General features: G+C 44.2%; 22 protein-coding genes. 10 read left to right on the top strand and 12 right to left on the bottom strand.

Going from position 1 to position 20,254, the window contains the following annotated elements:
- Positions 1-97: 97 nt before the first annotated feature.
- From R7E51_RS22995 to R7E51_RS22975, 5 genes are all read right to left on the bottom strand, one after another.
- Complete coding sequence (locus R7E51_RS22995) at positions 98-712, bottom strand: HAD family hydrolase (protein WP_021707668.1); 615 nt, start codon at positions 710-712, stop codon at positions 98-100.
- Between the two features lie 142 nt (positions 713-854).
- Positions 855-1,931 carry a PQQ-dependent sugar dehydrogenase gene (locus tag R7E51_RS22990; RefSeq protein ID WP_017821102.1) on the bottom strand — a complete coding sequence of 359 codons (1,077 nt, stop codon included), beginning with the start codon at positions 1,929-1,931 and terminating at the stop codon, positions 855-857.
- A gap of 149 nt (positions 1,932-2,080) precedes the next feature.
- Positions 2,081-3,229, bottom strand: coding sequence for an L-threonine dehydrogenase (gene yiaY, locus R7E51_RS22985; RefSeq protein ID WP_005388247.1), 1,149 nt, complete (start codon positions 3,227-3,229; stop codon positions 2,081-2,083).
- Between the two features lie 333 nt (positions 3,230-3,562).
- Entirely contained in the window at positions 3,563-4,213 is a 651-nt protein-coding gene (gene elbB / locus R7E51_RS22980) for an isoprenoid biosynthesis glyoxalase ElbB (protein ID WP_017634378.1), read from the bottom strand.
- Between the two features lie 12 nt (positions 4,214-4,225).
- Positions 4,226-4,375, bottom strand: a complete 150-nt coding sequence (locus tag R7E51_RS22975) for a hypothetical protein (RefSeq protein WP_017634379.1) — start codon at positions 4,373-4,375, stop codon at positions 4,226-4,228.
- A gap of 120 nt (positions 4,376-4,495) precedes the next feature.
- Here R7E51_RS22975 and yddG point away from each other — a divergent pair, with 120 nt between their 5' ends.
- Positions 4,496-5,398 carry an aromatic amino acid DMT transporter YddG gene (yddG, locus tag R7E51_RS22970; RefSeq protein WP_176311616.1) on the top strand — a complete coding sequence of 301 codons (903 nt, stop codon included), beginning with the start codon at positions 4,496-4,498 and terminating at the stop codon, positions 5,396-5,398.
- 151 nt (positions 5,399-5,549) lie between these two features.
- Here the strand turns inward: yddG and R7E51_RS22965 are convergent, their stop codons facing one another.
- Together R7E51_RS22965 and R7E51_RS22960 are read right to left on the bottom strand one after the other, a co-directional pair.
- Positions 5,550-6,443, bottom strand: a complete 894-nt coding sequence (locus tag R7E51_RS22965) for a cation diffusion facilitator family transporter (protein ID WP_206958554.1) — start codon at positions 6,441-6,443, stop codon at positions 5,550-5,552.
- A gap of 176 nt (positions 6,444-6,619) precedes the next feature.
- On the bottom strand, positions 6,620-7,498 hold the full coding sequence (locus R7E51_RS22960; protein WP_005375568.1) for a LysR family transcriptional regulator: 879 nt from the start codon (positions 7,496-7,498) through the stop codon (positions 6,620-6,622).
- Between the two features lie 171 nt (positions 7,499-7,669).
- Here R7E51_RS22960 and R7E51_RS22955 point away from each other — a divergent pair, with 171 nt between their 5' ends.
- A complete protein-coding gene (locus R7E51_RS22955) occupies positions 7,670-8,245 on the top strand; it encodes a class I SAM-dependent DNA methyltransferase (protein ID WP_085569285.1) in 576 nt (191 codons plus the stop codon).
- 148 nt (positions 8,246-8,393) lie between these two features.
- Here R7E51_RS22955 and R7E51_RS22950 read toward each other — a convergent pair whose 3' ends face one another.
- Complete coding sequence (locus R7E51_RS22950) at positions 8,394-10,367, bottom strand: acetoacetate--CoA ligase (protein WP_206958555.1); 1,974 nt, start codon at positions 10,365-10,367, stop codon at positions 8,394-8,396.
- 222 nt (positions 10,368-10,589) lie between these two features.
- On the opposite strand from R7E51_RS22950, the gene phhA reads away from it, so the two are divergent.
- Together phhA and R7E51_RS22940 are read left to right on the top strand one after the other, a co-directional pair.
- Complete coding sequence (gene phhA, locus R7E51_RS22945) at positions 10,590-11,384, top strand: phenylalanine 4-monooxygenase (RefSeq protein WP_005375564.1); 795 nt, start codon at positions 10,590-10,592, stop codon at positions 11,382-11,384.
- On the top strand, positions 11,374-11,712 hold the full coding sequence (locus R7E51_RS22940) for a 4a-hydroxytetrahydrobiopterin dehydratase (protein WP_005375563.1): 339 nt from the start codon (positions 11,374-11,376) through the stop codon (positions 11,710-11,712). Before phhA ends, R7E51_RS22940 begins: the two co-directional genes overlap by 11 nt.
- A 71-nt stretch (positions 11,713-11,783) precedes the next feature.
- Here the strand turns inward: R7E51_RS22940 and R7E51_RS22935 are convergent, their stop codons facing one another.
- Complete coding sequence (locus R7E51_RS22935; protein ID WP_206958556.1) at positions 11,784-13,553, bottom strand: choice-of-anchor I family protein; 1,770 nt, start codon at positions 13,551-13,553, stop codon at positions 11,784-11,786.
- Between the two features lie 199 nt (positions 13,554-13,752).
- On the opposite strand from R7E51_RS22935, the gene R7E51_RS22930 reads away from it, so the two are divergent.
- Entirely contained in the window at positions 13,753-14,097 is a 345-nt protein-coding gene (locus R7E51_RS22930; protein ID WP_005375560.1) for a HopJ type III effector protein, read from the top strand.
- A 38-nt stretch (positions 14,098-14,135) separates the two neighbouring features.
- Here R7E51_RS22930 and R7E51_RS22925 read toward each other — a convergent pair whose 3' ends face one another.
- Positions 14,136-14,444 carry a cysteine-rich CWC family protein gene (locus R7E51_RS22925; protein WP_080276966.1) on the bottom strand — a complete coding sequence of 103 codons (309 nt, stop codon included), beginning with the start codon at positions 14,442-14,444 and terminating at the stop codon, positions 14,136-14,138.
- A gap of 143 nt (positions 14,445-14,587) precedes the next feature.
- Here R7E51_RS22925 and R7E51_RS22920 point away from each other — a divergent pair, with 143 nt between their 5' ends.
- Positions 14,588-14,803, top strand: a complete 216-nt coding sequence (locus R7E51_RS22920; RefSeq protein WP_005375557.1) for a DUF3820 family protein — start codon at positions 14,588-14,590, stop codon at positions 14,801-14,803.
- A 40-nt stretch (positions 14,804-14,843) separates the two neighbouring features.
- On the top strand, positions 14,844-15,089 hold the full coding sequence (locus R7E51_RS22915) for a hypothetical protein (protein ID WP_017821096.1): 246 nt from the start codon (positions 14,844-14,846) through the stop codon (positions 15,087-15,089).
- 169 nt (positions 15,090-15,258) lie between these two features.
- Here the strand turns inward: R7E51_RS22915 and R7E51_RS22910 are convergent, their stop codons facing one another.
- Positions 15,259-15,867 carry a LysE family translocator gene (locus tag R7E51_RS22910; protein WP_005389411.1) on the bottom strand — a complete coding sequence of 203 codons (609 nt, stop codon included), beginning with the start codon at positions 15,865-15,867 and terminating at the stop codon, positions 15,259-15,261.
- A 161-nt stretch (positions 15,868-16,028) separates the two neighbouring features.
- On the opposite strand from R7E51_RS22910, the gene R7E51_RS22905 reads away from it, so the two are divergent.
- Entirely contained in the window at positions 16,029-17,387 is a 1,359-nt protein-coding gene (locus tag R7E51_RS22905; RefSeq protein WP_206958557.1) for an aminotransferase-like domain-containing protein, read from the top strand.
- A 294-nt stretch (positions 17,388-17,681) separates the two neighbouring features.
- On the opposite strand, the gene R7E51_RS22900 is transcribed toward R7E51_RS22905, so the two are convergent.
- Positions 17,682-18,284: a helix-turn-helix domain-containing protein gene (locus R7E51_RS22900; protein ID WP_053350630.1), complete on the bottom strand. Its 603-nt coding sequence runs from the start codon at positions 18,282-18,284 to the stop codon at positions 17,682-17,684.
- 45 nt (positions 18,285-18,329) lie between these two features.
- Here R7E51_RS22900 and R7E51_RS22895 point away from each other — a divergent pair, with 45 nt between their 5' ends.
- Both R7E51_RS22895 and R7E51_RS22890 read left to right on the top strand, forming a co-directional pair.
- Positions 18,330-19,034: a B3/B4 domain-containing protein gene (locus R7E51_RS22895; RefSeq protein ID WP_206958558.1), complete on the top strand. Its 705-nt coding sequence runs from the start codon at positions 18,330-18,332 to the stop codon at positions 19,032-19,034.
- A gap of 1 nt (position 19,035) precedes the next feature.
- Positions 19,036-19,662 carry a LysE/ArgO family amino acid transporter gene (locus R7E51_RS22890; protein ID WP_256902633.1) on the top strand — a complete coding sequence of 209 codons (627 nt, stop codon included), beginning with the start codon at positions 19,036-19,038 and terminating at the stop codon, positions 19,660-19,662.
- The last annotated feature ends 592 nt before the right edge of the window (positions 19,663-20,254 follow it).

Here is a 20,254-nt window from a genome sequence, read left to right as displayed (position 1 = left end):
TGGCGCTGGACTAAACAAAGGCCCCCTTTTAGGGGGCTCACACAAAGCCACCTTCTTTAGAAGGTGGTAATTTACTTGCGTATTTTATATGTGTGCTTTATTTGCGTGGTAAGGATTCGAAACGGCTCAATAAATCACTGAGTTCATTAAGCGCCAATGAGGCTGAATCATTGAAGGTTTCTTGATTACCGTGATGAACAAGGCAAGAGGGCATCTGCGCGTTATACGCTGCCTGCAAGTCGTAAAGGTAATCGCCGACATAAAGCACTTCATTAGGCATCAAACGCCACTCTTTCGCCAACACCTGCAAAGACAATGGGTCTGGCTTGGGCGGGAAGCATTCACGAGTGATGACTCGTTCCACTGAGATTTGGTTGTGCTCTAGTTTGCGCTGCGTGGCGATTTGGCAGTTGCGCGTCACGATAGCGGTTTTGATTTCATTTTGATGCAAGTGGGCGAGTAATTCATGGCAGCCAATCATTGGAGCAGACTGCTCAGCATCAGAAATCTCGTAATCAAATATCACGTTATGAGCGTGCTCTCGATGATGAGGGTGCTCAAGTGCGTCGACAAAATCCAATAGATCTTCACTCTGCGGACAGCCAAGCTGTTGTCGCAATTCGCCGAAGTTCATATCAGAACTCACCAAGGTGTTGTCTAAATCAAACACCACGGCTTTAATTTTATCGAGCTGTAAAGGGAATGGAATCATAATGACCTCGTACAACTTAACCGAACTATCGTTTTAAAAAACAAAAGGTTATTGTTAAGTTTAGATTCTTCTGCTTGGATTGTACGAAAATAAATCACTAGTACGTCACAAATTAAATAGTCTTAACGATTTTAGTGTTTGATTACCTTTCCTCAAGACGAAAGATTTTGCCGCTGTCGGTAGAAAAGTAGATATAACCATCGGGGCTGATGGTTATATCTCTTACTCGCTCACCAAGATTCTCCATCAATCTTTTTGATTCGGTGAGCTTGCCATTCTCAATAGAAACTACGTTGATGTGCGCCAGTTTCAATGCACCGGCGAGGATTTTTCCGTCCAATTCAGGGTACTTATCGCCACGGTACAAAATCATGTTACTTGGTGCGATAGAAGGGATGTATACCAGTTTTGGATCTTCCATTCCCGATAACGACTTAGCTTCCCCGACGTCCAACGGACCCCAATACTCTTTACCATGAGAGACTTTTGCCCAGCCGTAGTTCGCGCCTTTCTTGATTAGATTAATTTCATCGCCACCCCGTGGTCCATGTTCAATCGACCACAGCTGTTTTGTTGCTTCGTCGTAAAACATACCTTGTGGGTTACGGTGCCCGTAACTCCATATCTCATGACGAGCTTCGGAAGGTTTGAATGGGTTGTCTTGCGGAACCGAACCATCAAGATTAAGGCGTAGAATACTGCCAGCATGGGTTTGAGTGTCTTGTCCATTATCACGTTCGCCACGGTCACCGATTGAGAAGTAAACTTTATCGTCTACAAATGAAATTCGACTGCCGTAGTGGCGACCTGTATCGGTGAAGGCATCAGCAACAAAGAGATCTTTCCAACCTACAAGCTGATTGTTTTGCAATTGCGCCGTCGCTAACGCCACCGTATTGCCTTTACTCGTTCGCTTGCTGTAGGTAAAGAAGAGTTGCGGGTTTTGCTTATCGGCATTCGGTGCGAGCGCGACATCCAATAAGCCGGCTTGTCCACTGGTGTTCACATCGGGAACGTTAAACAGCTTTTGAGGTTTGCCTGTGGTGATATCCAGCAACGAAACCGTACCGTTCTTTTGATTGACGATAACGCGTTGATTATCTAAGAACTCGATCCCCCAAGGGATCTGAAATCCACTCGCCACTTCGTTGGCGCGGTATTCGGCAGTGTTGGCAGAAAAGGATAAACAAGCGAGTAGGGTAGCAGCAATCGTTCTCATGGTTCCTTCCAATATGAATCGTGTTAATACTTAAAAGCTAACACTAAAAGACTATGTTTGGCAGAGATTCACTTGTATATGAATGTAAAAAATCCCCGATACGAGATCGGGGATTGAATTAAGGCTAGAGAATTGTTTATGTAGCGAGATTACATCGCTTCTTCGAAGATCTTAGAGATTTCTTCGTGAGTTGCTTGTTTAGGGTTAGTGAAACCACAAGCGTCTTTCAGTGCGTTGTCTGCTAGTGTTGGGATGTCTTCTAGTTTCGCACCAAGCTCTTTAATACCTGCTGGGATACCCACATCTTTCGCTAGAGTAACGATAGCGTCGATTGCTGCCGCTGCACCTTCTTCAGCAGACATGCCTTCTACGTTTACGCCCATTGCTTTTGCTACGTCACGTAGACGCTCAGGACATACTTGCGCGTTGTAACGCTGTACGTGAGGTAGAAGAATCGCGTTACAAACACCGTGTGGAAGGTCGTAGAAACCACCTAGCTGGTGTGCCATTGCGTGTACGTAACCTAGAGAAGCGTTGTTGAACGCCATACCCGCCATGAACTGTGCGTATGCCATTTGTTCACGAGCTTCTAGATCTTCACCGTTTTTCACTGCTGTGCGTAGGTAAGCTTGGATAAGCTCAATCGCTTTGATTGCTACTGCATCAGTGATTGGTGTTGCCGCGATAGATACGTAAGCTTCAATCGCGTGAGTTAGGGCATCCATACCTGTTGCCGCAGTTAGCGAAGCAGGTTTAGCGAGCATTAGCTCTGGATCGTTTACCGAGATAAGCGGTGTTGTGTGCTTATCAACGATAGCCATCTTAATGTGACGCTCTTCGTCAGTGATGATGCAGAAACGCGTCATTTCAGATGCAGTACCCGCCGTCGTGTTGATCGCGATAAGTGGCATCATTGGTTTTGCAGATTGGTCTACGCCTTCGTAATCTGCGATTTTGCCGCCGTTAGAAGCAACAAGCGCGATACCTTTCGCACAGTCGTGTGGTGAACCGCCGCCTAGAGAGATAACGAAGTCACATTCGTTATCAGTAAGAAGTGCTAAGCCGTCGTTAACGTTGCTGATAGTTGGATTTGGTTGAGTGCCATCAAACACAACGGTTGCTACATCGCGCTCAGTGAGAAGGTCTTGAACTTGTTTGACTACACCGATTTGGTTAAGGATCTTATCCGTAACGATCAAACCTTTTTTAAAGCCTTGAGATTGGATGCTGTCTGCTGCGTCTTTCAAACAACCAGCGCCCATTAGGTTTACCGTAGGGATAAAAAATGCACTTGTCATATTGGATAGCTCCGTCGTTATTTTTAATAATCTTTCTTAATTTGCCATTTACTGTCGCACATTCGTTTCCAGATTGAAGTTGATCTAAAGCAAGTTTACCCACTTAGAGGTACTTGCAAGAGAAAAACTGTGACAGTGATCTTGTTGCACTGCGTATAAGTGCAACACTGATATAAAGTAGAACAAATATGAAACTATGGACGCAAACGATTGGCAGAAATTGACTTCTGACGCGGATATATCTCTAAATTCGACTAAAGTATAAAAAATCCCCATTAATAACTTAATTATCAATGGGGATGGGGAAGTGTTTTATAAGCTAACTACTAATAATTAAGCTATTTTAATCAGTTTTGATACTAACTTTTCGATACCTGAAGCCGCTTGAGAGATATTCTCTGCCAACATGTAAGCAGGGGTTGAAAGTACGAGGTGTTTTTCATCAAAAACGATGTCTTCGACAGGGCACGTGGTGTGTTCACCGCCCATTTGATTAAATGCTATTGAGACTGCCTCATCGTTGCCTACCGTTCCTTTCACGCCTTGCTCATAAATCATCGGAATAATGACAGGAGAAATACACAGATAGCCAGCTGGTTTTTTCGCATTAGCAAACGCGCGACAAGCTTGAGCTACGTGTGTGTTAATGGAGCACTCCGCACCCGAAACAGCGAAGTCGGTTAAGTTTTTCGCGGCACCAAACCCACCTGGAAGCAGTAGGGCATCGTATTCATCGACGTTAAGTTTGGCGACATCGTCAATATTTCCGCGTGCAATACGAGCTGATTCGATCAATACGTTACGTGTTTCATCCATTTCGTCACCAGTTAGGTGATTGATGACGTGGAGTTGGTCAATGTTAGGTGCAAAGCAGTGCCAAGTTGCACCTGCCTTCTCGATGGCGTAGAGCGCCAACACTGCTTCGTGGATCTCAGAACCGTCGTAAACGCCTGAACCACTTAAAATGACTGCGACTTTTTTCATGTTTGGATTCCTTTACTCTGAACGTTCCTTAGATTGCTCTTCGCTATCTAGACCATGCGTTTCCGAATGTGTTTTAACGTTTTCACTCTCGTTGTCATCTTCATCATAGTAGCGCACAACAAAGGGTGTAAGCATAACACTAGAGGGCAGAAAATGTTTCATATCAACTCCAACGGCTTAATAGAATGATTTTTATACTGATTTTTATAAAACAGTACGTTGAACCTGATCATTTTTGAGTTAAGCTGACGTTTCCTTTGGCATTCGTGAGTGGTAGGTCACATGAAATCAGTGCAATTTCGTTTCACACTTTATGGTTGTATCGCGATTCTCTCTTGGAGTTGTCTGCTTGGCATCGCGAGGTTGGTTACGGAGAGTTTAGGTCCTGTAGGCGGGGCAGCCATGTTGTACTCTCTTAGCTCTGTTTTCCTTCTTATCGTGGTCGGTATTCCAAAGTTGTCTTACTTTTCTCCCAAGTATCTTGTGCTTGGTGGTGCGATGTTCGTCTGCTATGAAATATTTCTCGCTCTATCTTTGGGATATTCCAACTCGCGCGCGCAGGCAATTGAGGTGTCGATTGTCAACTACCTTTGGCCCGCACTGACGGTTTTATTTGCGGTCCTTGGCAGCAATAAAAAAACAAACTGGTTGCTTTATCCCGCAGTTACGCTGGCGTTTGTTGGGGTTGCTTGGACTGTGAGCGGTGAGAATGGCTTATCCATAACTCAGATCATGTCCAATGTTAGTAGTAACCCTCTGGTGTATTTTATGGCTTTCGCTGGCGCGGTTATATGGGCTTTTTATTGCAACTTAACCCAAAGGCAGCAATCTAAACATAATGCGATTACCCTGTTTTTCATTGCAACAGCTGTTTCGCTTTGGGGCAAATATGCGTTTACGGATGAGCCACCAATGACATTCAGTTGGGAAGCGATGGGGTACTTAGTGGCTTCTGCGGCTTTAATGGCTGGTGGTTATGGTTTATGGAACATCGCGATCGTTGGCGGCAATATGGTTTTTCTCGCCACCCTGTCTTACTTCACGCCCATTTTTTCCGCTTTGTTTTCTTCCATTATTCTTGGCGTAACTCTGAGCCATAGCTTTTGGCAGGGCGTTGTGATGGTAACGGTGGGCTCGCTGATGTGTTGGTTAGTCACCAAAGAGAAGCGCGAAGCGGCTGGGTAAGTTACCAACGAGATCAGAGAGTTTAAGTGAGCAACGAACAGATCTCCTTTGCGAGCTGTATTCGAATACGAAGCAACTAAATCGAAAAAATTAAAAAAGCTCCCGAGATTGGGAGCTTTTTATTGAGTTTTAACGGCTCTTTGGTGGCACTCTAATAAGCGACGTTCAAGTGTAGTTGAAGCTTGAATCTGTGCTTCGACAGTCGCTTGATAAGCTGCTTACGAGTGTGCTCTAGTGTATCAAGCTCCAATGTGTCGTCATCAATATGTACATCCACATTTACTCGTAGCTCTTGGCCCACCTTCGTTACGCCAGCCAGTTTCAATTGATGCTCAGTTACTTTTTCAATCTCAAGAACATCTTTGCCAACGCTCTGACACAGCTCTTTGCTTGGTGCCATCATTAGTAGTTCACGTAAGGCACCTACTAGCATATCGAACGGTACTTTGAGGAAGTAAAAGCCCATTAAAACCATCATCATGGGGTCGGCATATACCGCATACTCAGAGAATGGCGTTAGTGAAACAGCCCAAGCCGAGATAAATCCTACGGTCACCGCCACACTCAACAAAGTATCCATTTGCCACTGTTTTTTCTCCGCTTCAATCAAGCCTGATGAGAAGCGGCTGCTGCGTTTCGCCATAAACCACCAAGCGTAACCACAACCGATAACATTCACGATGCCGAATAAGGTCGCAATAGAAGCATCGACCTCGCGACCTCCAGACATCAATGCTGATATCGCAGAGTAGAGAGAGAAGCTTACAACCACTAAAATGACGGCTGCTTTTATCGCAATAACGATTGGTTCTAAGACCGCTTTTCCAAATGGGAATACAGATTTTGAAGGCTTGTTAATATAGTAAGAAGCGGCCAGTGACAATAAAGTTAACAGTAAGCTGACCAAAGAGTAAACACCGTCAAACACGATGACAATTGATCCTACAAGCAAGCCAAGTACCATACCACCAGCAGCGAACCCAGATGCCAAAAGGGCTGAAATGGTTAGAATACGGTTTTCGTTTTTGCTTGTCCTGTCACACATAAAAGATGCCTTTGAATTTTAATACCTTACTATTCTTCGCTCATAAGGTAATTTAGGCAACCACAAAGTGACCAGTAACTAATCTAAAAAATTGCGTTTTTATTTATATTCCTATAAAACAATGGCTTACTGTGATTTTTTGGTGTCAGTAAAATTGACGCTCACTGATAAAATGTTTAGAAGTCAAATAAATACTCGCTCAATTTATCTGCTAACCACGTCATTGCTGGATGCTCAGTATGGCCGTTAGGTGAAAACATACAGTAGTCTTCTTGCGTCAATCCGTATGTGTGTTTGATAACGGCGAGCTTCTGCTGACGAAGGTAATGGCGGATTAATGGTTCTGGAAGCACGCCCCAAGCGTCTTCTTCTAAGATGGTGTTCAGCATGTAGTCAAAACTCGAAAAACCAATATATCGAGTCGAGAAAGGTTGCAGTTCAGGGTTGTCTTTCTCATTTAGGTACACCATTAGTGCTTGCATCTGACTACGTAGATCTTCGTCTGAGACACGGCGCATCTTACTTAGGCGGTGTTCTACACTGCATACTGACATCATACGTATCTTGCCTAATGGGTTATATACGATACGAGGATCGTCTACTCGCTCATAATCAACGCCGAAAGCAAAATCTACTTGGTGGGTACTGACCAAGTTGGCTAAGTCGCCACTGGATGCCAAGATTAAGTTGAAGGTTGTTGAAGGAAAGCGGTTATTCAATGTATGAGATAATTCTTGCCAGAGATCATCAGGTAAGGAGTCGTCACGTGCTACCCAAACTTCCGCGTTAAACCCTTCCGAGATTTGAGCGCAGGTCTTTCTGACCCGTTGTGCGATGATAAGTAGGTGTTCGCAATCTTTGTAAATGGCTTTCCCAGCTTCAGAGAGGGTGAGCTGGTTGCCAGTTCGGTTAAACAATTCAACGTCGAGATCTTTCTCTAATGCCTTAATCGACATACTGAGTTTGGTACGATTGCAGTCGAGTTGCCTTGCCGCTTCAGAAACAGAACCACACTCAGCGATGGTGCAGAAGGCTTCTACTTGAGTTAAGTTCATGATTTGACACAACCAATAAATGAATTCAAATAATTTGGGTATTATGCAGATGCGCTCCCAAAGCCATGAAAGATTATCGAAAAAAACGCGAATCCGCCAGATAAGTCTATGGTCTTTTAACGGTTTTGCGGTAATCTATGTGGGTTACAAAAAGTGAACATGGAGGCCACGATGGCACAAGATTGGGACGGCTTAGCAAAAAACTGGGAATCAAATCCAGCAACAGAGCAATTTGCGCAGTCGGTGTTTGAGCAGTTACAACAGCTAACTCAGCTTGATGGCATTAAAGTACTAGATTTTGGATGCGGAACAGGGCAGTTAAGTCAACGATTGTCACCGATGGTTAAAGACATCGTAGCATTAGACGCATCGGAAGCCATGATTGAGGAACTCGATAAAAAAGAGCTCGTCAACGTAGAACCTGTGGTAGATGCATTATCTCGCGGCTTGGTCGCTCAGCACCCTGCGTTTCGTGGACAGTTCGACTTGGTGGTTGCATCATCAGTTTTAGCATTCGTGGAAGACTTAGACGCGTCATTGACGATCTCGCATTCTCTACTTAACCACGGCGGCTATTTTGTTCATTTTGATTGGATTGCAGAATCTGAACAAGACGGTTTTACCCTTGCGAAGTCTGAGCGTGCACTGAAAGAAGCGGGTTTTACTGAAGTTGAATCGCAACACGTTTTTGACATTACATCTGATGGTAAAACAATGTCGGTATTAATGGGGCTTGGTCGTCGCTAATACCGCTGAATAAAGAACAAAAAATGACAAAAGCGAGCTAACAAGCTCGCTTTTTTCTTATCTGCTGAGGGTATATGTAACTTCACTTGCTCTAAACAAGCGTCGTGGTGCAGGCAAGGACATACTCGAACAACTTAGTCTTCGGAGGTTATTTTGAGACGACTATCCTGCGTATCTCCTCCAGCACTTCAGGGTTGGCTATTGCGCCTAAATTTTCGACGCTTCGGTTGTTAACGACTTGCTTAACGGCTAACTCGACCAGCTTTCCTGAGCGTGTCTTAGGTATATCGCTTATTGCGTAAATTGCACTAGGTACATGCCTTGGAGAACATGCAGACTTTAGCAGTGCTTTGATGGAAGCGATCATCTCGTCATTGAGCTCTACCCCTTTGACTAATTGGACAAACAGCCATATTTGTTCGTTGCGATCGACTTCTTTTCCTACTGCGATCGAATCTAGAATACCGTCTATACAGTTCACTTGCTGATAGATTTCGGCCGTGCCGATTCTTACGCCACCGGGATTCAACGTGGCATCACTTCGACCATAAAACACGTATCCCCCAACGCTGGTCTGTTCAACATCATCGCCGTGGTGCCAAATATTGTCGAATTTATCCCAATAAGCGCGATGATATCTCTCACCGGTGTCGTTCCAAAAGCCAGCGGGGAAGTTGGGCAATGAATTGGCACAAACCAACTCACCGCGCTCTCCGATTACGCTATTACCCTGCGGGTTAAAGACTCGGACATCGACCCCTAATCCCGCTGATTGGCACTCTCCTCGATAAACGGGAGAAATAGGGTTGCCTAACACAAAGCAGCCACAAATGTCTGTCCCGCCTGAGATCGATGCGAGGTGTACATCTTCTTTAATGTGCTGATAGACATAATCAAACTGTTCTGGATACAGAACAGAGCCCGTTGAGCAAATGGTTTTCAGACTTGGAAATGCATCACTTTTCTGCGGAGAAAAAGATGCTTTTTCCAGCGCCTCTAGGTATTTTGCTGAGGTTCCAAACAGCGTCACTTCGGCTCGTTCTGCGAGGTCCCAGAGCACATCATGAGTGGGGTAAACAGGGCTACCATCAAAAATCACCAAACATGCACCGCTCGCGAGTGAAGAAACGTGCCAGTTCCACATCATCCAACCGCAGGTCGTGTAATAAAACACGCGTTCGTTCGGTTGAATATCGCAATGCAGTTGATGTTCTTTCAAGTGATTAAGCACCGTTCCGCCGACGGAATGAACGATGCATTTCGGTTTGCCTGTTGTGCCTGAAGAATAAAGCACAAATAGCGGATCGTTAAAATTCACACGAGTAAAAGTCAGCGCTTCGGGTGTGTATTGATTCAGGACGTTTTGCCAATCTTGGGTGCAGACATCGCATTCAAAAATGTGTGGTTTAAGGTAGCTAATTTGGCAAACTTGTTTAAGACCATCAAGATGATCCGCAATATGCTGGTTTTTCTCAGACATATCGAAAGTTTTGCCATTGAATGTATAGCCATCACAAGTAAACAGGATTTTGGGTTTCACTTGACCAAAGCGCTCCAAAACGCTTTCGACGCCAAAATCAGGTGAGGTGGAAGTCCAGGTCGCCCCTAAACTGGTGGTTGCTAGCATAGCTATCACCGTTTGAGGTAGGTGAGGTAAATAACCAGCGACGACATCACCGTGCTTAATTCCACATTCTTTCAACCATTGCTGCACACTCGAAACTTCTTCGCACAATTGTTTCCATGTGTAGGTCTGTTTTTCTTCACGTTCATTTTCAAACCAAATCGCGAGATCATCGGGTTGGTGACACGCGTAGGTTAGCAAATTTTCGGCGTAGTTAATTTGCGCGTTTGGGAACCATTTTATATCCCTATTTTCGACGGGTTGCTGCCAGCGACTTTCTGCTCGCTCTTTTATGGTCTCTCCCTGAGTGCCAATGACGTCGCAGAATAGCCAAACTTCCTGCCAAAATTTTTCTACATGATCGAGTGACCATTGATGCAGATCAGCGAAGCTTTCAAGGGTATTTCCTTGTCGATTAATGTGTTCAATAAACTGTGTAATGTTGGCTTCTTCGATACGACTTTCGCTCGGGTGCCATACTTTGCTGCTCTCGCGCATAGGTCCCTCTATAACAAAGTGATAACAGGTTTTAGTTTGAGAGGAATACACGATAAAGTCAAACAAGCCATAGATTATATCGTGTCATAAAAATCATGCAGTTACGATGCATTGTAAACAATATGTTACATCGGGATGGTGCTGAGAAAATCGCGCAGGGATTGGAAGCTCTTAAGACTACAGATAGGCTTAATGTAAAGGATTTGTTAATGGAGATGAGCCATGACGCAGTATCGTTCTAAACCCGTAAACCAGGAAGGCAGGGTTGAATGGAGCCGTGAAGAAGACGCCATTTGGCGAGATTTGGTAACACGACAAATGGGTGTGATCCAAAACAGAGCTTGTGAGGCTTATTTACACGGTTTGACGCTGCTTGATTTACCTCAAGACCGCGTTCCTCAGTTACCAGAAATTAATCGTGTCTTGATGGAGACAACAGGTTGGCAAGTGGAGCCCGTTCCCGCGCTTATTGATTTCGACCGATTTTTTAATCTACTCGGTAATAAGCGCTTTCCAGTCGCCACATTCTTGCGTACAAGAGATGAGTTCGATTACTTACAGGAGCCAGATTTCTTCCACGAAATATTTGGTCATTGCGCGATGTTAACCAACCCAGACTTTGCTGCATTTACCGAGCATTATGGTCAACTAGGGCAAGCCGCTACACCAAAACAAAGAGCCTATCTCGCTCGTCTCTACTGGTTTACTGTAGAGTTTGGTTTGGTGAAAGAAGGGGACAAAACCAAAATTTACGGTGGTGGTATTCTTTCATCTCCTGGCGAAACCCTCTACGCATTAGAGAGTGATGCAGCAATTCGCGACCCATTTGAATTACAAACTGTGCTGAGAACGCCTTATCGTATCGACATCATGCAACCGAAGTACTACGTGATTGATGACTTTTCTCAGCTTTTTAAAATCAGTCAGTTGAATTTATTGAAACAAGCCGATCTAGCGATTGAAGCTGGACTGCTTCCTCCACTTTTTGAACCAAAGGAACCTGCTCATGTTGAATGAACAAAAATGCGAAGCTTGTAGTATCGATGCCATTGCACTAAGCAAAGAAGAACAACAATCTCTGCTGCTGCAATTGTCTGATTGGCAGATCATTGAAAGAGAAGACATACCTCAACTAGAAAAGGTGTATAAATTTAAGAACTTCAAACAAGCATGGGCTTTCAGTAACAAAATCGCGGAACTGGCAGAAGATGAGTTCCACCATCCTTCTATTTTGTTGGAATGGGGTAAGGTTACCGTAACGTGGTGGAGTCACTCTATCAAAGGTCTGCATAAAAACGATTTTATCTGCGCATCAAAGTGTGACGCGCTAGCATCGGCAGAGTAGGACATTACCTCATACAAAAAAACGCCCGGCTTACGTCGGGCGTTTTGGTTCTAAATGACTTTTACATTACTTTATAGATTGATTCGGAAGACGGATGTCGTGCCCGATACCTCATTGCCAACGACGATAAAATGACCACCGTTACGGGTAAAGTAATTAATGGACTCTGGACCTAAATCGCCTGCTTTTGGATTGTATGTGTCGTTCATGCATTCGCCATCTTCGACTTCTGTACATACTGGCTGATTGTAATCACGGCGGTTTACGTAATGCATAAACTGCGCTTGTTTCGGGTCTGTGATGTCATAAATCATGATACCGCCTTGACGCTCCAAGCCGATAAACGCGTAATGACGACCGTTAATTTGTGCTACTTCAATCGCCTCTGGCTCAATACCTTTATCATCACTTCGGTCATTGCCACTATTATTGTTATCGTTGGTGCTGTTGAAGTTCTTGCCTTCATTCAGCAGCGCGATAGTCGCGAAATCGTCACCACTATCGAAGACCAACTTGCCGTTTTCATCCCAAATCGAGAATGAACGCGCGCCAAATGATTGAACATTCTCTTGTGCAGAAAGCGTTTGTTCCGGCTTAATCACTTTTAAACGCGCGAGTTGTTTGTTGTCTTTTAGTGCCTCTGCCAATGGGTGTTCTGCTGCTACTTTCAGCTTCTTACCGCGCACTTCATCAATATGGCTTAAACAGGTTCCTTGCTCAGATGTATATTCATCTGTACCGAGGTAATCGTCTTCATCCCACATAAAGCCAGCTTTGTCGCACAGTTCTTGAGTGGTTTTGAATCCGTACTCACGCCCGTCGCCTTCATTTGCCGATACGATGTAAGTACTCCCATTCACTGAGTAGCTGTCGATAGTGTCAGGCATAAATAAGCCAACCAGTTGTGGGTAGCTTTTCAAGTTCCCAATGATTTTGTCTTTGTTGGATGCATCGAGTTTAGCGCCCGACCAAGACTTCTCACCCAAGCCAACAATTCGCTCTACTGATTTGCTCTCTGGATTGACGATTGCCATGGCGTTATTTTCTTGTAGCGCGACATAGATTTTGCCGTTATCTGCAAAAGTGAGGTATTCCGGCTCTAGATCTTGTGCGATGGTGGCGTTTGGCCCCGAAATACGCACATTCTTTGGAAGCTCTGCTTTTCGTGAATCATCAAATTCGTTAAAGCCAATTTGTGACACTTCTGCTTGAGTAACACCAAGGCTCAGATCGATCAAAGTGATACTACCTTCAGGGTCAATGCTGTAATCGCTGTTTGGCTCTCCTTCATTAGCGGTTGCGATGTATCGGCCATCTTTCGAGAAGCCAACCATGTCTGGCAATGCGCCTGTTGGGAAAGTCGTGACTAATGACAAATCGTCGGAGCGGTACAAGCCAACAATACCATTCGCTTGTTTATTACTGTTTTCAATCGCAACAGCTACCAAACCATTGAATACAGCGACACTGTTTGCTGCGCCAATTTCAATGCCCGCTGCTTCGCCAGCGCTGTTGAGATCAATGAATGCGCTTTGCGTTGGTACGCCGTTGTCATCCATAGAAAGTACATCGATACGTTTTGCTTGAGCATTCACCACATAGAGCTTATCTGTACAGGCGTCATAACTCACGATTTCAGCTGCCGATGTGTCGAATGGAGCATCAGCAACGGATGTCCCGATAAAAGTTAAACCTTGAATTGACGTTTCCCCAGTAACGGGTGCAGTGGTAGGTTTGCATTGTGTAGCGAATGAAGCCACGGTATCTTCGGGTTGTGATGAACACGCGATGGCAAGTGATGACAATGCGAGTGCACCGATTGCCTTTAAAGGGGTGATCATGATATCTCCTTATCAATCCGATAGGTTGTCAATCAGCATGGGTTTTATGCTGCTGTCCATTTCCGCAACTGGAATGATAGAGCGCTGAATGACGTGTGATTTGGTAAGGCTCTGAATATATGTATGATTGATGACTCTTATATTGGCTTTTTATGAAACTAATGTGTCATCAATATGATGAAGTAGGGATAGAGGAATAATGGAGTTAAAATCGTTTTTAGATTTATTGGCAGCGTCACCAGAGCAGGTCGAATTTGAAGCAACGATGGCGGTGATCGAAGATAACTATACGTTTGAGCCAACCGCTTTTGTAAATGGTGAGACACAAAACAATGCAGGCGAGAACAACGGTTCGTGTAAGATCTTCGCTTTCGGTTTGCTAAACAACCTAGACAAAGAAGCGACGCTAGCCTGCTTTGGCCGTTTTTATCGTGAAGATGTATTGCAGCATCCAGAGAACAGCGATCACCAGAATATTCGTAATTTTATGGTGACAGGGTGGGAAGGCATTAAGTTTGAAGCGTCCGCTTTAACCGCTAAATAAACACCTGTCAGAAAACGATGATCAGTAAGCCAGTCGTATTACGCGACTGGCTTTTTTTCTAGACATTTTCGGCACAAACACAGCTGGTTGGCGCTTGGCTTGGGTAAATCACGGGTTTCTATAGTAAAGCACCAGCATGTCTCTTTGCCTGCGGCGATATCACAATGGGCTTGAGTCCCGCACTCAGGACAACTGTGCGTTGAATCTTCTCCTGCGATTTGTTCGATAATCGCATCTCGTTGGAGATCGGTTTTGTCTTTCCATTGGATGATTTCATCCATCGTCCGGTGACAACCAGAGCATATTCCGGCGTTATTTTTACATGCTGCTCGACAAGGTGACTTCATTGCTTTCTCGTTCTCATTTTTTATGCCGCGTACTCTAGCACAAAGCGAGTCACGGCCGCCAAAATAAACGTGACTGCGATTTGCTGGTGAGGAGGGAGAACCAGTGTTACCCTTGGACGAGTTACCTTAACTCTCTGTCACTTATGTTAGAAAAAGAAAACCTCATTAAACTCGCTAGAATGCAAATGCCATTTGGGAAATATGCAGGGCGAGTGTTGATCGACCTGCCTGAAGAATACTTACTGTGGTTTGATAAAAAGGGCTGGCCAAGCGGCGAGCTAGGGGATTTGCTCAAGCTATGTTTAGCGCTCAAAATTGAAGGCTTAGATAGTGTCGTGAAGCCTTTGAAGCGTATGTAACTAGCCACAGAAACTCCCACTCTTAATGAAAAGACTTATTATGAATTTTGATATCGATGCACTGAAACACCACCAATTGGTCGAAGATGGTAAACTAGAGGGATGTTACATTCATCAGCCAGCTCAAGGTAGCCAGCAAGATGACAAAGCTGTTTTGGCAGAGCGCCAAGCGTTGGAAAAGTTGGGATATAAGGTAATACAGGTTAAAGCTAAAGGCGGGACAACAACGTTTGCCGAGGCGATGCAAAAGCTTGCGAAGGAAACTGGTCACCTGCCTAAGGAGTAAGTGAGTGTAACCTGCCACAGCCTTACAAGTTCTCCCACCAGACTATTTTTTCATTCAAAAGAGCCAGACCGTTAGGCTGACTCTTTTTTGTCCCAAAGTGTGTTACGCCTCGAAATGCGAATTTAGATAATTGGCAATTTTATACATACAAAACTCTGCTCTTTGTCATTCAGGCAGAGTGCCCCAAAACTGGTAACAATGATATGAATGTTATCGTCGCTAGGCTGATGTTGAATACGCGCTGTCTTAATACGGTATTGAGATAAATACGAATTTTTTTACCAACCCAGACCCAAGTAATATTTGCAAACAGTCCGAATGTCGTAAACACGAAAGTAATCAATGTAACAGAGAACCAATAGTTAGAAGGGAGACTATAACTTGTGACCAAAGCAAGTGATGCCATCCAAGCCTTCATATTACCCAGTTGAAACAACGTAGCCTGAGTTACGTTGATTGGTTTGCTTTTAGTGGGTTTGCCTGCGAAAGGGTTGGTACATAGCAGCTTAATCATCAGCCAGAACATGTAAACCAGACCGATGTATTTTATAGCGAGATACCAACTTGGATGAGTCTGTAGGGCAACACCGACACCACATGCACAAAGCAGAATTAACCCTATTACGCCAATACGGATACCAATTAGGTGTCGCCATGATTTCCTTATACCAAATTGTGCCCCTGAGTTGGCGAGCAATAAGTTATTTGGGCCGGGTGTTATGGCGGTGACAAACGCAAATAAACTCATCGCTGGAGTTAGGTCCCATAATGTTGTCATTTCTTTTCTTCTCAAATTAGTGCTGATAAGCCAAGAATAAAGGGATGAAGTGAGAGAGACCTACAGTTAATGCGTCATGGTGACAATTCTTTGATTTCATTTTCGTCAGGCCTTATTTATCCTGAATACAAGAGTTAATTGTACCCCTTCGGAGAGAGACAATGTTAGTCCCTGATATATCGGGTCGTTCCGGACCTAAGTTTATGGCACTGGCTGAAGCGATTGCAGAGGTGATAGAGAGTGGTGAACTCGAACCAGACACTAAATTACCTCCTCAGCGTATTTTATCTTATCGCTTAGGTGTGACGGTTGGAACGGTGACGAGGGCATATAGGGAGCTAGAGCGGAGGGGCTTAACGGAACCAAAAGTAGGAAGCGGTACTTATGTACGTAACAGAGAAACTGAACTGAACCACTTTTATCATCCGGTATTGGAAGAAAAAGGCATTGATCTGGCACGTTGCCGACCTTTGCTATTATCGCAGCCGAAATTTCTTGCGAATGCGTTGAAAGAGCTATCACACGAGGAAATTGCGCAGGCAGCCGTGCTGGATTACTACTCCGCTGATGGCATTCGGGGTCATAACGAGACTCTTCGACAATGGCTGATGACCAAATTCAATATCGATATTGATGCACGGCGTCTAGTGTGGACTCATGGAGGGCAACACGGGATATCGTTGATTATTCAATCTCTAAGCCGCCCTAAAGATACAATTCTTGCTGAAGGGCTGTGTTATCCAGAGTTCATCTATGCATGTCAGCAATCTGAACGAAAGCTAGTGCCAGTAAAAGTCGATGAATATGGATTAGATCCAGAAGATCTGGCTTTGCACTGTAAGAGGCATCGCCCAAAACTGCTTTATCTTACGCCGGGAATACAGAACCCGACCGGAGCTCAGTTAACGGATAGCCGAAGACTAAAAATCATAGAGATATGTCGTCGTTACAATGTGTTGATTATTGAGGACGATGTTCTCTACTGCCCACCGTCTCATCGAAAGAGTCCCTTAGTTGCTATCGCTCCAGATATTACCTTATACGTGGGCAGTTTTTCTAAGTACTTTGCAGGTGGATTGCGGCTGGGTTTCATCATTCTGCCTTTGTCGTTCAAAGATTTACTGCAACGTGCGCTACGAGTCAGTTGTATGTATGTTAGCCCTTTGATAATCGACCTTGTTTGTCGTTGGTTAACTAGCGGAGCTATGCAAGCCGTGGACAAAGAGATAGCGATGGAACTCAGTGCACGTCATCGGATCTGGAAGGCAGTATTTCCCGAAATCCAGATTGGTGTTCCTGGTTACAATGTGTGGCTACCTTTGCCTGAGCCATTAACAGGGTATCACTTTAACCAGTCGTTGTTGAAACATGGTGTCAGAGTGAGGGAAGCGGAAATGTTTGCTGTGGGTCGGTATGAAGTGCCGGCAGCAGTGAGGATATCACTTGCAGGTCCATTAAGCCGATTACAATTGCAATCAGCTTTAGATATCGTAAGAGAGCAAATCACACGGTTAACTTAAGTTTCATAGTTCACATGGATTGTTCAATATCTAACTATTCAATGCTCTATTAGGATTGAACACACCGATATACATAAAGTGCTCAAAGTCTCAAAAGTTACTTGAAATCTGAAACTCGCTTAGACGTCTTTTGGGCAGCATCGAGTTGATTCATCTTTGTCGAGAACCTTCATGTTGAGTACTTTCTAACGCAAAAGTGCCCCATTGTTACTTGGGGCTAGTACTAATCCATCTATTGTGAGTATGGCTTTGCCTTAATAAATCTTATTTGAACTCGCCTCTAAATGAGTGGGCTTATCGATGTAACTCAGCAACGCTCATAGTGAAAACTAAATCCGAATCTGCTTGGTTTGAGTAGCTGTGAGGGACATCCGTTTTAGCTATAGCGGACTGACCTTCATGCAGTTCTATGGCTTTCCCATCAATATTCAAAGTGAGTATTCCAGACTCAACATGAAAAAGTTCAAACGTGCCTTGTGGATGACCTGCTGATTCAAAAACTTCTGATGGTTTCATATTCCAGCGCCACAACTCAATCATATCTGGGCCGCTTGTTCCCGCCAGAAGTTTTGCGCTACCACCGTGCTCGCCAGTCCAAAGCGTTGGAATGTCCTCTTTATCAATGATGTTGACTGTTGGATTACTCGCAACATTCACAATATCGGCAACCGAAATCCCAAGGGCAGCAGACAGTTTACACAACGTCGAAATGCTAGGGTTAGCTGCCCCTTTCTCTACTTCTACTAACATGCCTTTACTTATCCCTGCTCTTTTTGACAGGGCATCCAGTGACAACTTGAGCCTTTTTCGATGTTCCTTGATCCTTGCGGCTACCGCTTGATTAATGAAATCAGCATCAGTGCCACCATTGGTCGATATATTGACTTTTTTGGTCATTGTAATGTATCTTGCATGAAAATGAATCACTGAAGGAATTATCTAATGGTTGTTGTAGTGCCGTCAATCGATGCTCGAATTTCCCAGATTGCACCAGAGTTCAAAGCATTGAGCATATCCGTTAAAGGAACGGAAGTTCAGAGCCAAGAGTATGCAAAACGGGTTCTGCAAGAAGCATGTACTTCCGTCATTGAGAACGACTATCCATGGGCAGAATCACACATCAATGCGTGGGGAGACGTTTTTCGTCAATTTGGCGCTAAACCAAATCGAACCCCTTGCTCGGCTGCTGCACTGCGAAAACGAGTATTGAAAGATGGAGGAATGCAGAGCATTGACCCTATTGTGGATATTTATAATGCCATCAGTATTCGATACGCCATACCCGTAGGTGGTGAAGATATGGACAGTTATCAAGGAGCGCCAACACTCACTATCGCAGATGGCTCTGAATCCTTTGACACCATGAAAAATGGTGAGGCTTCAATTGAAAACCCTGATGTTGGGGAAGTAATTTGGCGCGATGAAGTAGGCGTTACTTGTCGTCGTTGGAACTGGAGGCAGGGTGTCAGAACCCGAATTGAATCTGGCACACTTAACATGTGGTTTATTCTAGAAAGCTTGCCTGAAATGCGACTAGAACACTTGCAGGAGGCGGGGCAAGAAATGATTAAACACTTGCAAGTGATCATGCCTGATTCAGTGATAGAGCAATCGTTGGTGTTTGCTTCAAAATCCATTGAGGTTTGATGTGATAAATACTTTGTTAACGGGTGCCGTTGTTTCTGGAAGTTTGATTGTCGCAATCGGTAGCCAAAATGCGTTTCTATTAAAGTGCGGATTAAAAAAGCAATACGCACTGTCCGTTGCCACTATCTGCTTTCTTGGAGACATTCTACTGATCAGTACTGGTGTACTTGGTATAGGGACACTGCTCTATAAAGCACCATTATGGAAAGACCTTTTGACTCTTGGCGGCGTAGTATTTCTTTTCTGGTATGGCTACCAATCTGCAAAATCAGCATGGAATGGTTCAAGTCACCTAGAGTTGGAAAATTCGGACATTGCCCAGAGTTGGTTAAAAGTCGTTTTAATGGCGATGGCTATCACTTTTTTAAATCCACATGTCTATCTGGATACGGTGGTGATCCTTGGTGGTGTGACTGCTCAAATGGAACCTGATGAAAAACTATTGTTTGTTATAGGGGCACTGATTGCATCAGGGATCTGGTTTTATGGATTAGTGTATTTGGCTAACAAGTTGATCCCACTTTTTAGTAAGCCAAGAACATGGAGAATTTTAGATTCTGCGATTTCATGCATCATGTTTGGTATTGCATTGAAGCTCGCAACAACTTTGTTAAGCCAATACATATAGAACGTCTCGATAAAGCTGCATTTCCAATAACTAAACTGCTCCTGCCAGATTGGACACAGATTTTCCATACCAGAAGTTATTCGCATTTTGCTAATTTAAGTAAATGCTCTAAATCATTTCTGTCCAAGAGAGTGCTGGCGCAGTTCAAAGTAGGCACTTGCTTTGGGTTACTCGACTCCAAGTAACTTTATTGCTATGTTTCGCAAAATATATGGAGAATCTCCTGCGCGTTATTTTTCTAGATGCCGTGCAGAATAATGTGTTGACCGGCTGAGGGAAAAATGAAAACCAAAATAATAATGTCTTTTCTACTCGCTACATTGTGTGTCAGTGCCAGCGCCAGTACGAATGAGCCGAAATACCATTCTGCGCTAACAATCAAAACGGGATTCAGTGAAGACAGAGATAAGCCAGTAGAAGTCTATTATTGGTATCCCACAACGAACGAAAAAAACAATTTCACGTTTGGTAGGGGGAACATTTTTAAATCAGTCGAAACGCAGTTAGATGCCCCGTTAGCAAGTGGAAAATTTCCCGTTGTGCTTTTGTCGCAGGGCGGAACACGGTCAGCGTTTTCCCACAGTGGTTGGAT

Source organism: Vibrio sp. Vb1166, from assembly GCF_033338695.1.
Taxonomy (GTDB): Bacteria; Pseudomonadota; Gammaproteobacteria; order Enterobacterales; family Vibrionaceae; genus Vibrio; species Vibrio alginolyticus.
This window is presented reverse-complemented; position numbering and strand designations above follow the sequence as displayed.

What these genes read in the sequence shown, in the direction of transcription:
- R7E51_RS22995 (WP_021707668.1), bottom strand. Translation starts at nt 712, where the DNA reads ATGATTCCATTCCCTTTACAGCTCGATAAAATTAAAGCCGTGGTGTTT.
- R7E51_RS22990 (WP_017821102.1), bottom strand. Translation starts at nt 1,931, where the DNA reads ATGAGAACGATTGCTGCTACCCTACTCGCTTGTTTATCCTTTTCTGCC.
- yiaY (WP_005388247.1), bottom strand. Translation starts at nt 3,229, where the DNA reads ATGACAAGTGCATTTTTTATCCCTACGGTAAACCTAATGGGCGCTGGT.
- elbB (WP_017634378.1), bottom strand. Translation starts at nt 4,213, where the DNA reads ATGAAAAAAGTCGCAGTCATTTTAAGTGGTTCAGGCGTTTACGACGGT.
- R7E51_RS22975 (WP_017634379.1), bottom strand. Translation starts at nt 4,375, where the DNA reads ATGAAACATTTTCTGCCCTCTAGTGTTATGCTTACACCCTTTGTTGTG.
- yddG (WP_176311616.1), top strand. Translation starts at nt 4,496, where the DNA reads ATGAAATCAGTGCAATTTCGTTTCACACTTTATGGTTGTATCGCGATT.
- R7E51_RS22965 (WP_206958554.1), bottom strand. Translation starts at nt 6,443, where the DNA reads ATGTGTGACAGGACAAGCAAAAACGAAAACCGTATTCTAACCATTTCA.
- R7E51_RS22960 (WP_005375568.1), bottom strand. Translation starts at nt 7,498, where the DNA reads ATGAACTTAACTCAAGTAGAAGCCTTCTGCACCATCGCTGAGTGTGGT.
- R7E51_RS22955 (WP_085569285.1), top strand. Translation starts at nt 7,670, where the DNA reads ATGGCACAAGATTGGGACGGCTTAGCAAAAAACTGGGAATCAAATCCA.
- R7E51_RS22950 (WP_206958555.1), bottom strand. Translation starts at nt 10,367, where the DNA reads ATGCGCGAGAGCAGCAAAGTATGGCACCCGAGCGAAAGTCGTATCGAA.
- phhA (WP_005375564.1), top strand. Translation starts at nt 10,590, where the DNA reads ATGACGCAGTATCGTTCTAAACCCGTAAACCAGGAAGGCAGGGTTGAA.
- R7E51_RS22940 (WP_005375563.1), top strand. Translation starts at nt 11,374, where the DNA reads ATGTTGAATGAACAAAAATGCGAAGCTTGTAGTATCGATGCCATTGCA.
- R7E51_RS22935 (WP_206958556.1), bottom strand. Translation starts at nt 13,553, where the DNA reads ATGATCACCCCTTTAAAGGCAATCGGTGCACTCGCATTGTCATCACTT.
- R7E51_RS22930 (WP_005375560.1), top strand. Translation starts at nt 13,753, where the DNA reads ATGGAGTTAAAATCGTTTTTAGATTTATTGGCAGCGTCACCAGAGCAG.
- R7E51_RS22925 (WP_080276966.1), bottom strand. Translation starts at nt 14,444, where the DNA reads ATGAAGTCACCTTGTCGAGCAGCATGTAAAAATAACGCCGGAATATGC.
- R7E51_RS22920 (WP_005375557.1), top strand. Translation starts at nt 14,588, where the DNA reads ATGTTAGAAAAAGAAAACCTCATTAAACTCGCTAGAATGCAAATGCCA.
- R7E51_RS22915 (WP_017821096.1), top strand. Translation starts at nt 14,844, where the DNA reads ATGAATTTTGATATCGATGCACTGAAACACCACCAATTGGTCGAAGAT.
- R7E51_RS22910 (WP_005389411.1), bottom strand. Translation starts at nt 15,867, where the DNA reads ATGACAACATTATGGGACCTAACTCCAGCGATGAGTTTATTTGCGTTT.
- R7E51_RS22905 (WP_206958557.1), top strand. Translation starts at nt 16,029, where the DNA reads ATGTTAGTCCCTGATATATCGGGTCGTTCCGGACCTAAGTTTATGGCA.
- R7E51_RS22900 (WP_053350630.1), bottom strand. Translation starts at nt 18,284, where the DNA reads ATGACCAAAAAAGTCAATATATCGACCAATGGTGGCACTGATGCTGAT.
- R7E51_RS22895 (WP_206958558.1), top strand. Translation starts at nt 18,330, where the DNA reads ATGGTTGTTGTAGTGCCGTCAATCGATGCTCGAATTTCCCAGATTGCA.